Origin of the sequence: Acinetobacter pullicarnis, assembly GCF_006352475.1 — a bacterium.
Taxonomy (GTDB): domain Bacteria; phylum Pseudomonadota; class Gammaproteobacteria; order Pseudomonadales; family Moraxellaceae; genus Acinetobacter; species Acinetobacter pullicarnis.
This window is the reverse complement of record NZ_VCMZ01000001.1, coordinates 2090708-2103827: the sequence shown is the minus strand read 5'-3', so window position 1 is coordinate 2103827 and position 13120 is coordinate 2090708. Positions and strand designations below refer to the sequence as shown.

The 13120-nt window shown below is 41.6% G+C and carries 8 protein-coding genes; 2 read left to right on the top strand and 6 right to left on the bottom strand.

All coding sequences use genetic code 11. The annotated features are described in order from the left end of the window. Positions 1 to 44: 44 nt before the first annotated feature. Positions 45 to 1241 (bottom strand): serine/threonine transporter SstT, encoded by a 1197-nt coding sequence (sstT, locus tag FD716_RS09230; RefSeq protein ID WP_139852053.1) that lies wholly within the window; start codon positions 1239 to 1241, stop codon positions 45 to 47. Between the two features lie 213 nt (positions 1242 to 1454). After that, positions 1455 to 3200: a SulP family inorganic anion transporter gene (locus FD716_RS09225; RefSeq protein ID WP_139852052.1), complete on the bottom strand. Its 1746-nt coding sequence runs from the start codon at positions 3198 to 3200 to the stop codon at positions 1455 to 1457. A gap of 456 nt (positions 3201 to 3656) precedes the next feature. On the opposite strand from FD716_RS09225, the gene FD716_RS09220 reads away from it, so the two are divergent. After that, positions 3657 to 6596 carry an FAD-binding and (Fe-S)-binding domain-containing protein gene (locus tag FD716_RS09220; protein ID WP_139852051.1) on the top strand — a complete coding sequence of 980 codons (2940 nt, stop codon included), beginning with the start codon at positions 3657 to 3659 and terminating at the stop codon, positions 6594 to 6596. A gap of 119 nt (positions 6597 to 6715) precedes the next feature. On the opposite strand, the gene FD716_RS09215 is transcribed toward FD716_RS09220, so the two are convergent. Further along, the gene (locus tag FD716_RS09215) at positions 6716 to 7576 is read right to left on the bottom strand and encodes a LysR substrate-binding domain-containing protein (RefSeq protein WP_228714934.1); all 861 of its coding nucleotides are present in this window, start codon (positions 7574 to 7576) and stop codon (positions 6716 to 6718) included. A 320-nt stretch (positions 7577 to 7896) separates the two neighbouring features. Next, complete coding sequence (locus FD716_RS09210) at positions 7897 to 9195, bottom strand: dicarboxylate/amino acid:cation symporter (protein WP_215895459.1); 1299 nt, start codon at positions 9193 to 9195, stop codon at positions 7897 to 7899. 385 nt (positions 9196 to 9580) lie between these two features. On the opposite strand from FD716_RS09210, the gene FD716_RS09205 reads away from it, so the two are divergent. Next, positions 9581 to 9931, top strand: a complete 351-nt coding sequence (locus tag FD716_RS09205; protein ID WP_139852049.1) for a hypothetical protein — start codon at positions 9581 to 9583, stop codon at positions 9929 to 9931. A 99-nt stretch (positions 9932 to 10030) separates the two neighbouring features. Here FD716_RS09205 and hglS read toward each other — a convergent pair whose 3' ends face one another. Both hglS and FD716_RS09195 read right to left on the bottom strand, forming a co-directional pair. Then, positions 10031 to 11416 carry a 2-oxoadipate dioxygenase/decarboxylase HglS gene (gene hglS, locus FD716_RS09200; protein ID WP_139852048.1) on the bottom strand — a complete coding sequence of 462 codons (1386 nt, stop codon included), beginning with the start codon at positions 11414 to 11416 and terminating at the stop codon, positions 10031 to 10033. A gap of 32 nt (positions 11417 to 11448) precedes the next feature. Beyond that, positions 11449 to 12711: a 2-aminoadipate transaminase gene (locus FD716_RS09195; protein WP_139852047.1), complete on the bottom strand. Its 1263-nt coding sequence runs from the start codon at positions 12709 to 12711 to the stop codon at positions 11449 to 11451. Positions 12712 to 13120: the final 409 nt, after the last annotated feature.

Sequence of the window (13120 nt, the reverse complement as noted above, 5' to 3'; positions counted from 1 at the left end):
ATCACTCAAACTTGATGCCTTATAAAATATTTGCCCTCAGTATATTACTTTTTCGACAGTTCTACAGCAGCGGTGAACAATACATCAGTCGATGAGTTTAAAGCCGTTTCGGTCGAATCTTGAATCACGCTAATCACCAAACCAATTGCAACGACTTTCATCGCAATATCGATTGGAATCAAGAACAAACCACAGGCCACCGGGATCAGCAATAACGAGCCACTACCAACACCCGAAGAACCACATGCAGTAATGACAGCCACCACCGACAGCACAATCATGGTAACCAAACCAACCTGTATGTCTAAGGTATTTACAGCTGCTAAGGTCAGGACGGTGATCGTCACTGCAGCACCAGCCATATTAATGGTTGCGCCTAACGGAATCGAAACACCAGCAATGGCATCATTAATGCCTAAGCGTTTGGCCAAATCTAAATTGACCGGAATATTTGCAGCAGAACTACGGGTAAAGAATGCAGTAATACCACTTTCTCTTAAACAGATCAGCACCAATGGATATGGGTTTTTACGCATGACAAATGCGACAATGATGGGATTAATGACCAAGGCAACAAATAGCATGGTGCCGACCAGTACCAGGATCAAATGACCATATAATGCCAAGGTTTTAAAACCAGATTCAGCAAAGGTCACTACGATGATCCCGAAAATACCGATAGGTGCAAAATTAATCACCCATTTAATCAGTTTAGACAGCGCTTCAGAAAAATCTAAGATCACTTGTTTGGTGGTATCAGCACTGTGGCGTAAAGCGACGCCTAATACAGCAGCCCAAGCTAAAATACCAATAAAGTTTGCTTCACTTAAGGCCGTAATTGGGTTGGTGATAAAGCTGAGTACCAACGCTTTTAGAATTGCACTAATATCACTCGGTGCTTCTAAATGCGTACCAGGTGCGAGATCAAGCAATAAAGTACTTGGGAACATCACGCTTGCTGCGACGGCACTCAGGGCAGCAAGAAACATGCTGATCACATAGAGCAGTAAAATGGTTTTTAAGCTGCCCACACCTTGATTGACTTTGAAATTGGCAATCGAGGCAATGACCAGGACAAAGACTAAAATTGGCGCAACAGACTTTAAAGCTTTAATAAATATATCGCCCAACAAACTCACATGGGGTGCAGATTGTGGGAATAGATAGGCGACAAGTACGCCTAAAACGATCGCAATTAAGATGCGAGAGATAAGGTTTAAACGACCTAGGGCTGAAAACATAGTCTAGCCTTATATAAATTCTGTGAAAAAATAATCCGCTATTCTACACGCATTAAATTTTATTTTTGAAAACAATTTAAAGTTGAAATTAAAGCCTTTTAAAGCATCAATTTTTTAATTTAAATTCCCCGTTTTATCAATCTCCCCCAGTATTTCAGCAGTCGAGCAGGATGAAATAATCAGAATACCGGGAGCATTTTTTAATCTCAGATTCTAGATCTGAATATAGTTATCTAACTCATATTTTAACGCAGCAACTGCTTGATAATGAGTTAAGAAAATCTGTCCATGTAAATGTTCAATTAAACTTGAGCGTCTCAGTTTATCCATAACTGGCCCTTTAACTTCTGAAAAATGTAATTTAATCCCTAGTTTATATAATTCATCATTGATATCAATCAATGTTTCTAATGCGCTTAAATCGATATTACTCACACTTGAACAATTTACGATCACATGCTTGAGTACTTGATTGTTACTGACTTCTTGAATAATAAATTCGTTAAGGCTGCTGATATTTAAAAAACTGAGGCTTTCATCCATTCGAATGGAAACCAGTTCAGATTGAGTAATCACTTGATGGCGATGAATATTTCGAAAATGTTGAGTGCCTTGTACTTGCCCAATCACCGCGATATGTGGGCGACTGATGCGCCAGAGTAACAGCAAGAACGTTGTTGCCATACCAATCATCAGACCGGCAGAAATATCGATAAAAAGCACCGCAAAGAATGTCACCCACATGGCAAGACCATCCGCTTTCGAATAGCGCCAAGTCTCAATAAACGGTTTGAAATCAACCAGCTTCCAAATTGAGACCATAATGGTTGCAGCTAAAATTGCCAGCGGCAATTCACGAAAAACCCCAGTAAAGTACAGACTTACGATTACAATGAAAATAGAGGAAATCACCCCGGAGATTGGGGTTTTGGCGCCAGCGTCGGCATTGACCACGGTACGTGATAGGCTGCCCGTCACCGGAAAGGCAGAGGTGACACCCGCACTTAAATTGGCCAGTCCGAGCGCAATCAGCTCTTGATTACTATTGAGTTCGCTACGATTTTGAAAGGCCGTGGCTTGAGCAATTGAAATCGACTCCACAAAACTGACCATTGCGATCATTGCTGCACCAGGCAGTAATTTCAGCACCAAGTCCCAAGACCAATAGGGCATATTTAAAGGGGGGAAACCTGAGGGAATTTCTCCGACAGTTTTAATACCAAAATTCTCTAAATGAAACAGTTGCATTGCCACAATGGCTAAAAAAATCATCAGCAATGGCAAGGCTTTAATTACAAAATGACGTACAGATTCAGAAAGCCAACGCGACAGCCAGCTTGAGCGTAACAGGCGAGGACTGAATATTAAAAAAATCATGGCGAAAATACCAAGCATCAACGTTTCTAAATGCATAACAGGCAGGTAGTGCCAGAAGCTGATTAGAAACTGAGTCATATTGGTAATATCAAGAGGCACATTCACCAACAGTCTGACTTGACTGAACGCAATCAACACCGCAGAAGCAATAATAAAACTCTTAATCACGGGATGACTGATTAAGCGAATTAAGAAACCAAATTTAAATACACCCAAAACCAAAGAAATTAAACCAACCAAAAGGGCAAGTAAACAAGCGGCTTGAATATAGACCGGTGAGCCAACCTCAAAAAAAGGATTAAGTGTGGCAAAGGTCATCATCGAAATTAATGCGACTGGGCCAATTGACAGGGTCGGGCTCCCCCCAATCAAGGCATAAATGATCATGGGTAAAACGCTGGCATATAAACCCGTAATTGGGGGTAAACCTGCAACGATGGCATAGGCCATTCCTTGCGGAACCAACATCGCAATGACAATTAAAGCGGCCAGTAAATCCGATTTAAACTTCAATCGGTTATAGCGCTTCATCCATGACAAGGCGGGCAGCATTGTCGTAAATTTAAATTTGGGTGTGGGCATGAGATTCTGCATATCACATTTAGATATATATTATGCACAAAAAGTGCTAACAAGTCAGTAGTCATGTTTACAGTCGTGTTGTATGAAATATTTAAAATATTGCATTTAGGCTGGCAGTGGATTTCGAAGAATTAAAAATCAAGAAAAAAAGGAATGACTTAAGTCAGAGATTTCTTTTGGAGAAATGCGGGATCTCTTATCTAATAGCAAAATAGTCTTGGCTTGATCGGCATTACATACTGCGCATTTAGAATGGCGATTTACTGACGCAATACAGAAGCAACAAGGATGTGGAACTGTTGCAGCAAGTGATCTGGTGTTTTTTAACAGCGTTATTTGTGCTTTGTATTCATGAGAATGCTGCAACACGTTAACCGAAAGTCTAAGCCTTAAATATGACGAGATTCCAGCTTCAGGTTGATCTTATTCAACTCGCCCGATATATGTTGAACCGAAATGACTCCTATTGATGTAAAACTGATTGAAAACTTTTTAAATGAATTGCGTCCAGATTTACATGGCGATATTGATATTTCAGAAGCGGTAAAAGCGGTATATGCCACCGATAATTCAATTTATCAATGGCAACCTCAGGCAGTGATTTATCCTCAAAATGTCGAGGATCTGCAAATCATGATGAAACTGGCAAACTCAAAGACTTATCAAAAGATTGCATTGACTGCACGTGGCGGTGGTACAGGTACTAACGGTCAGTCTTTAAGCAACAGTGTCGTGGTGGATTTATCCCGCTACATGAATAAAATTTTACACATCGATCCGATACAACAAACGGCATGGGTCGAAGCTGGCGTGGTGAAAGACCAGCTTAATCATGCATTAAAACCTTATGGGCTGTTTTTTGCACCCGAGCTATCTACTTCAAACCGAGCCACCATTGGCGGCATGATCAATACCGATGCCAGTGGTCAGGGCAGTTGCCGTTATGGCAAAACGCATGATCATGTTTTGGCGCTTAAAACGGTGTTAACAGGTGGAGAAGTGCTTGAATCTGAATCGATTTTAATTAGTGAATTACAACAAGCTATAGCCGATAAAAGTCCACGTCAGCAACAACTCTACCAACACATATTTGATTTATTAAATCAACATCAAGTGCTGATTGAGCACAGCTTTCCTAAATTAAACCGCTCCTTAACGGGTTATGATTTGCCTGCATGTTTTGATGAGACCCATTTTAATATCAACAATTTGCTCTGTGGCAGTGAAGGTACACTGGGATTGATCGTTGCCGCCAAAGTTAATTTACTAAAAATACCCCAACATCGTGCTTTGATTAATATTGGTTATGCGCATTTTCAAGACGCATTGAATGATGCAAAGGCATTGATGCAATTACAACCGTTGTCGATTGAAACGGTTGACTCTAAGGTGTTGAACTTAGCCAAGCAAGATATGGTGTGGCAGAATGTTGCGCCTTATTTTCCTGAGCAAAATGGGCAGCATGTCCAAGGCATTAATTTAGTCGAGATTGATGCTGAAACTGAACAGCAATTGGCTGAATTACAAGCTCATTTTTTTAAGCATCTGCAACAAGACCAGAGTGTAGAGCGTTTAACCGCTACCGTGGCAGTCGGACATGCACAGATTGCGCATGTCTACGCGATGCGTAAACGTGCTGTGGGGCTATTAGGTAATGTTGCTGGTGAGAAACGACCGCAACCCTTTGTGGAAGATACCGCTGTTCCACCTGAGCATTTAGCAGATTATATTGCTGAATTTAGAGCACTTTTAGATCAACATGCGCTGGACTATGGCATGTTTGGGCATGTTGATGCTGGGGTGTTACATGTACGTCCGTTACTGGATATGAAACAACCTGAGTCAGCACAGATGGTGCAAGCGATTAGTGATCAAATCGTTGTACTCACGCATAAATATGGGGGCGTGATTTGGGGGGAGCATGGTAAGGGCTTACGTTCAGGCTATGCACCGGTATTTTTTGGTGAAGCTTATCCCTTAATTCAGCAAATCAAAGGTTGGTTTGATCCACATAATCAATTGAATCCTGGGAAGATTGCCACACCAGAGACTCAACCGAAAACGCGCTTGCTGAAGTTGCTCGAAGTGCCTTTGCGTGGTGATTTTGATCGACAAATCGGCACACAAGATTGGGCAGCATTTGGCACCAGCATGCAATGTAATGGCAATGGTGCCTGTTTTAATTATGATTTAGATGACCCGATGTGTCCGTCTTATAAGGTGACACGTGACCGGATTCATTCTCCTAAAGGTCGCGCTACTCTGGTCAAAGAATGGTTGCGCCGTGAGCAGCTTGGTGAACAACAATCCAGCTTTGATAATGCAGTCTATGATGCCTTACATGGTTGTTTATCTTGTAAATCATGTGCTGGACAATGCCCAGTTAAAGTCGATATTCCAGATGCAAAATCACGTTTTTTACATCGCTTCCATCAGCGTCATCGTCGTTCATTGCGTGATTATATGGTGAGTCATTTGGAGCAATTGATGCCGAAACTGCTGCATATTGCGCCCCTGTATAACTTTATGCAGCAGCTGAAACCACTGCAACTGATGCAAAAAAGTTTGATGAAGATGGTCGATATTCCATTGTTTCACCCACAAGCCAAAGCAGATTTAGCCAAACATGGCGCAATTTTACTGGATGATGATCTGAGTAATCTTGATCAATATGATTTGAATGCAGTTATTTTGGTGCAAGATGCATTTACTCGCTATTTCGATACTGGCGTATTGATTGAGACTATTGAAACGATAACTGCTTTGGGGCTAAAAGTTTATATACTCCCATTTTTACCGAATGCTAAGCCCTTGCATGTACATGGTTTTTTGGCTGAGTTTGAGCAGAAGCGCGAACAGAGTATTAAGCTGCTGAATCATGCTGCTGAATTTGGTTTGCCATTGGTTGGTTTAGATCCAGCCATGACCTTGGTTTATCGACAAGAATATAAAACTGAATACCTTCAACCTGTACCTGTGTTTAATGGACAGGTGCAATTATTACAAGAATGGTTCGTCGACTGGCTTGCACAGCACCCCTCACCAGTTCAGTCAAAGACAACGGCTGCAACTTATTATTTGGCAGGGCACTGTACTGAGCGAACCCAAGCCACAGCCTCAATGGCCCAGTGGCAACAGATTTTCAAACATTTTGGACTGCAATTGGAAGCATTGTCTTTGGGCTGTTGCGGTATGTCAGGTACTTATGGGCACGAAGCCGAACACCGTGAATTGTCTGCAAATATTTATCAACAATCATGGCAACAACAGCAGCAGTTACATACCAAGCAATTGTTGGTGACTGGCTATTCTTGCCGTAGTCAAATTAAACGCATGGATCATGAAATTTCACAGCATCCTATCCAGATATTACATGCATTATTGTTAAAGCGTTAAAGCGTTAAAGCAAAGCGTTTTGCCTGCAATGCAATACAGTGCCTAAAATACCTGATTGATCTCACAGTCGTCAGGTATTTTTATGTGATATACGGCTGAAGGTGCTATCAAAAATAGGTTTAGCTTTCTAGTGATTGTTTAATCCACTGCACCATGGCCATAACTTTGGGGGTTTGTGCCATCGAGATCGGATAGGTCATGTAATAACAACGGTTGGTCTGCATATGGTAAGGCCAAGCCAAAACCAACTCCCCATTTTCTAATTCTTTTTGAACGAAAAACTTCGGTACAATCGCTATACCGGTATCAATCAACGCTGAATTTACGCAAGCTGCAAAAGTATCGACACGCGGCCCAATATAGCTTTTATCATGTAAATAGTTTTGTGCTTGAAAATATTTTTCCCAGGCCCGTGGCCGAGCACGCGATTGAATTAAAGTATAGCGCTGGAAATCATCTAAACTTTTCAGGGGAGTATTGAGTAGACTCGGTGCGCAAACTGCCACGCATTCTTCTTCAAACAATCGAATACTGGTCATATCACGCCAAATGCCATCGCCATATAGAAAGGCAATATCGGTTTGCGTAATATCAATATCGGCAGAACTAAACTGTTCTTGGATATCGACACTAATATTTGGGTATTGTTGCTTAAACCCTTTTAATAATGGGATCAACCAACGGGTGCATAAGGTTGGGTGAGCCAGCATATTTAAGGTGTCTTCTTGATTACGATGTGCCAAGACCTTGAGTACTGAGGTTTCAATTTGGTTTAAAATAATCTGGGTTTCAACTAAAAATAATTTTCCCATTGGGGTAAGTTGCAAACGCTGCAAAGAACGCTCAAACAGTGGAGCATTTAGATTCTCTTCTAAATGCGCGACTTGTTTGCTAATTGCACTTTGAGTCATATGTAATGTTTGCGCGGCTTTGGTAAAACTTAGGTAGCGAGCCGAAGCTTCAAAACAACGTAAAGACATTATCGAGGGGTATTCTTTGGATTTTAACGTCAGCATGTATACAGGTCTTCATTTCAGCATGGTTACAGTATTTAAATACAGGTAAACAAAGAGAGCAGGCTAGCGAATAAGTTTGACTTATGCTTTATCGCTTGATCATAGTTTAAATGTGAATCGGGGCTCAAGCCAAAGCACAGAAATAAAACAAGGTCAGAGGATTTGATGCAATTGAAGGGTTGAGATGTGGTGTATAAATTAAAATTTGCGGTGTGAGAATAATATAAATAAAAAACAGCCCAAACAATGTTGGGCAGCAATTTAAATCGCGTGTAGATTTTTAATTAGGTACTGAGTTTAGATGACGTCGATGCGGTCATTTCAGCCGGTTCTACAGTTTCAGTGGGTTCATCTATTGCACCTGCATGGCGCTCGGATTGATCCACAATTTTTGCACCAACCAAGTCACCGACGACATTGCCACAGGTAAAGATCATGTCTAAAAGCACGTTGATCCCCGCAGTTAATGCCACAATTTCAATTGGTAAATTGGCTTGAGAAAATACAATCGACATGCCGATTAAGCCAGCACCAGGTACACCCGCAGTACCAACAGCAGCCAGAGTACTAATAATCACGATGGTGGCCAGCTCTGGAACCGATAAACTGATTCCAATAATTTCAGAAGCGAAAATAACGGCAACACCAAAACGTAAAGCAGTTCCATTTAAATTGAAGGCTAGGCCAAGCGGTAAAGTGAGACGTGATACTTTATTGCTAATACCGCTTTTTTCTGCACATTTAAGTGAAATCGGCAGCGTACCAATACTACTGCTGGTCACAAATGCAGTGAGCATGGCTTCTTTAATATCTTTGTAAAACTGAATGACTTTAACCCCAAACAATTTTAAGAAGATTGGGAAGATCACGGTAATTAATAAGATCACTCCGAGATATGACGTACCAATAAATTTACCAAGTACGATCACCAAGTCGATGCCCTGACTACCAAAGGTATTGGCGGTGATTCCGAATACGCCAATTGGAGCATAGAGTAATACGCCCGCTAAAATTTTGGTAACGACTTCATTACACGCTTGAAGAACATTAAAGAGTAAATCGCCTGATTTACGCTGATTTTCATCTGGACTGTGGCGGAGAAATAAAATCGCTAAACCACCAACAATCGTAATAAATACGATAGCCAATAAATCTCCAGAGCTAAGCGCACTGAAAATGTTGGTCGGCACCATATTTAATAAGGTGTTTATAAAAGATGGGCTTTCTGGTGCCGTAATATTAGCTGAATTTGGCAGGGTTAAACCCACACCAGGATTGGTCCATTTCGCTAAGATAATCCCTAAGATCACCGCAACGGCTGTTGAAATAAAATAAAATGGGAATATTTTAGCGCCAATACGCCCCAACTCTTTTGGGTTCGAGGTATTTACAGCCACAATCAGCGGTAAAATCACCAAGGGGATGACGATCATTTGCAGGAGATTTAAAAATAATTTTCCAAGCGGGTAAAGCACCGAACTTTTTGGCCCCAAGAGAATACCAACCACAATCCCTAGAACAAAGCCCGTGGTCATCTTGGCCATAAACGAAGTGTTTACATAAAACTTCCAAAGTTTTTTCACAAAGTATTCCTTTCTTTTGCGTATTCGGGAATTTAGTTTAGTTTTTTGTTACGCTCAAACGAATAATTTGACAGTTACTATTCCTTTTCGGAATAAAGTTTAACAAATGGTATAGCTTCACAAAAAAACTGCTCCTATATAACACAAATTTGGTGTTTTTGTGGGGGTCTACAGATCTTTTGAGATGCTGTTTACGATCCAGAGCAATTCATCCCTTGCACAGCAGCGCTGCTCATCCATTTTTTAAAGATGAGCCATGTAGGGCGTAAGAGGGAGAGATTTAGTATTTACACATTGGTGAAAAACTATTTAAAATCAAATTACATATATTTAATTGTTAAATAAAATTCATACAATTTGAGTTGTCAATATAATAGGAGAAATTATGGGCGTTTCACTTTATTACTCAGCCGAACGTGATCAATCATTAAGCGTAGAAGAAATACAAAGCATTGAAGGTATTATTCAAAAATTTAATGATAATTTTGCACTTAAACAAGAGGCAGAATCTTTTGCATTAGATGAGTCTGATGATGATACACCGCTTGAAATATTACGTGGCTCAACAAAACTAGCTTTGCATTTAGAGCAAGATCAGTTGTTCGACAGCATCCTATATTGGTTGGAATGTTTAACAGAAATAAGAAGGGTGCTATTCGATGCAGTGTGGCAGGTCAATCTTGATGATACCGAGATTGAATGGCGGGATGAGCAATGGCAACTTTCTGGCATGTAAGGATTTAAGCTTTGATTCTCAGCTTTACCCGCGCTATTCAATGATGAAGTAGGGCGGGTAAGCGTTTAGGATAGGGCTTTGCGATTTTACCAGCAGGGTTTACTGCTTATTGAGCTGTGCTAAGCAAGCTGCTAAAGATTGCTGTTCTAAGCTTTGGTAAAGCTGCATTTCATCATGCACTTGTGCACCAAGACTTTGTTCAAACAAGGCTTGGTTTGATACCGAGGCATAGTCTGTTTGATTGGCTTCACCCAAATTTGACTGGAAAATACCTGCGGCAGAAACTGGTAAAAAGTCTTCATATACAATTGGTTCAATGCTTAAGCTGCCATTGGCCAAAAGTGTAGCAACATCGGCTGTCGTCCACGTGTGTGCTGCCTTGCTTGCAGCCGTTGCATTGACGAAATAGTAGAAATAGGCCAAACCTTCAGCCTGTAAATCGGCATAGGTATCGGGGAAAGCTTGGAAGGTTTGTTCTAAAATACGGACATATTCAACGGCATTGCTATCATCTGGGCTACGACCAAGCAAGCTGCGTGCTTGTTGTAATAACTGATCATAGCGTGCACGACCTTTAGGCGTGAGTGCTACACCACGTTGCTCAATTTCACCAAAACGTGCGGTATGACTACCTTGTGCCAGTTGATCTGCATCGGCAAAGTTCACGTTCTCTTGCAATGCTTTAAAACTGGTTTGACGCAACAAAATCGGGCATTGACGGCGCGGTGGACCTTCAACAATCGCTTTTGCAGGAATACCACGGGCCAACATATTGTGTTGAACCGCATCAATATCCAAGGTTCTTGGCGTGAGGTGGTTAATATGCGGACCTTTAAATGCTACGACATCTGCGATTAAGCGATGTTGATCATGTAGCGCTTGATACAGTGATTTGCTCACAGGTGCATCGGTATGCCAACGGAAGGTTTCCAGCACTTCTTGTACAAAGTCTTGTGCATCAGCTTCAACTAAACCACCATTTTGCTCAAACTTCGCTGTCAACGCCAAAGCCTTGTCACTAAAGATTTGACGCTTGGCTAAGGCTTGTTCTGCCAGTGTTCTGAGCTGTTCATCAGCAATCAACTCTAAACGTAACAGCGAGGTAAATACACGGAATGGGCATTGGTTGAGGTCTGCAGTTTCAATCGCACGAAAAGCAGTTGAATGTACCGGCACACCAGATGGCACCAAGTCATAGTAACCGACAGGGTGCATGCCCATGACCGCAAACACACGACGCATATTGTTGAGTTCAGCAGCAGTGCCAAGGCGAATTGCCCCATGGCGCTCTTGTGATAAGCGTGGTAGTTCACCAGTGTGTTGCAATTGACTGTGTAACGTCGGCTGTTGTTCAAGCGTACTTTGATTGATGTCTTTCACCAAGTCGATGAGATCACCATAAAGTGGTACTTCATTTTGGTACATGTCTGACATTAAAGCGGAAAATCGGCTGCGAATTTCGTTAGTACTGATCCAATGGGTCATGGCTATTTCCTGTCTTTATCTGATCTTAGCAATTACTGCATATCTGCAGTTTGGGCGAGAATGTGTTCTAAAATATCTAAACCTTCATTGAGCGTTTCTGGGTGAATGGTCAATGGGGTCAGTAAGCGAATAATATTTTTAGCAGGGCCGCTTGGCATCAGCAATAAACCTTGTTCACGTGCACTGGCCAGCACTTCAGCCAATACTTGGGTGCCTGCGCCAAGACTTGGATGTTGTAGTTCAATACCACGCATTGCACCAATTCCGGTTAAACGGCCAAGCCATGGGGTGAGTTTCTGTTGTTGCCATTTTGCATAACGCTGCTCAATGGTCTCAATATAATGTTGCGTCGATGCTTGGAATTCAGCTGACTGTAATATTTCTAAGGTTGCAAGCCCTGCAGCACAGGCAATCGGATTACCTGAATAGGTGCCACCTAAAGCCCCTTTGTTTGGTGCATCCATATGTTTTGCCAGACCGACCACTGCACCGAGCGGCACACCGCCTGCAATACTTTTACCGAGTAACATTAAATCAGGTTCGATGCCTAAATGACTAAAGGCGAAGTGGGTTCCGGTACGGGCAAAGCCCGATTGAATTTCATCAACAATAATTAAAATGCCGTGTGTATCACAAAAGGTACGTAAATATTGGGCGAATTCAGGGGACATTAAATGGAAACCACCTTCGCCTAGCACCGGTTCAAAAATGATCGCAGCGATATTATTGACATCAACTTCAACTTGGAACAAACGATCAAGTGCTTGTTTTGCTTGATCAAAGCTAACGCCATTGTCTTGGCTTGGGAACGGAATATGATAGACCGGACCCGGTAATGGACCTAGGCCATCTTTATAGGGTTTGACCTTGCCATTTAAATTGACAGCAGCGAGGGTACGCCCATGAAAACCACCATCAAAAGCGATCATGCCGGTACGACCAGTTGCCATGCGCACAACTTTTAAAGCATTTTCAGTGGCTTCAGCACCACTGTTGGTAAACATACCGGAGAGTGGCTGATCAATTGGAACGATTTGCAAAAGCTGTTCCATCAAATCCAGATAAGGACGATGTAATGCTGCATTAAATGCATAGTGAGTGAGGGTTTCAGCTTGCAGTTGGATTGCTTTCACAATTTTTGGATTACAGTGACCGAAGTTAAGTACGCCAATGCCACCAACAAAGTCGATATAGCGTTTGCCATTTTCATCCCAAACTTCCGCATTTCGTCCTTTTTGAATGGTAATTGGGTGGGTTAATCCGAGTGCCTTTGAAATCCCTGGGCTATTCTTCATCTTTAAACTTCTCTACGCTTCATATTTTTTAAGATGACTTATTTAATGATGAGTCGAAGCTGTCCCGCAAACGAATAAATTGAAGAGTATCATGAGTTTTTTTCTTGATCTTGTTTTTGAGCCGATGTTACTGACTGAAAAAGATTTTTTGCAGCCTAAGCGAAATATAAGCAGTCTGAGCCGCTTAAAAAAAGCACGGATAGATTTTAGCCAGATTTTGATGTGGATATGATGGGCTATGACGCTGAGCAATAAACCAAACTTATATAGATATGTTTTGTGATGCTATTAACAAAAAGTGCTTGTTAATTTACTTTTTTTGTCGATATACTTTGCGCACTTTTAGTAAGCGGAGACCCTAAGTGGGAAGTTGTTCGAGTTATAGGTGGTTTAATGACACCGGTTTATC

Excerpts from the sequence above, each read along its gene's own strand:
- FD716_RS09225 (WP_139852052.1), bottom strand. The coding sequence starts at position 3,200 with ATGCCCACACCCAAATTTAAATTTACGACAATGCTGCCCGCCTTGTCA.
- hglS (WP_139852048.1), bottom strand. The coding sequence starts at position 11,416 with ATGACCCATTGGATCAGTACTAACGAAATTCGCAGCCGATTTTCCGCT.
- sstT (WP_139852053.1), bottom strand. The coding sequence starts at position 1,241 with ATGTTTTCAGCCCTAGGTCGTTTAAACCTTATCTCTCGCATCTTAATT.
- FD716_RS09220 (WP_139852051.1), top strand. The coding sequence starts at position 3,657 with ATGACTCCTATTGATGTAAAACTGATTGAAAACTTTTTAAATGAATTG.
- FD716_RS09205 (WP_139852049.1), top strand. The coding sequence starts at position 9,581 with ATGGGCGTTTCACTTTATTACTCAGCCGAACGTGATCAATCATTAAGC.
- FD716_RS09195 (WP_139852047.1), bottom strand. The coding sequence starts at position 12,711 with ATGAAGAATAGCCCAGGGATTTCAAAGGCACTCGGATTAACCCACCCA.
- FD716_RS09215 (WP_228714934.1), bottom strand. The coding sequence starts at position 7,576 with ATGTCTTTACGTTGTTTTGAAGCTTCGGCTCGCTACCTAAGTTTTACC.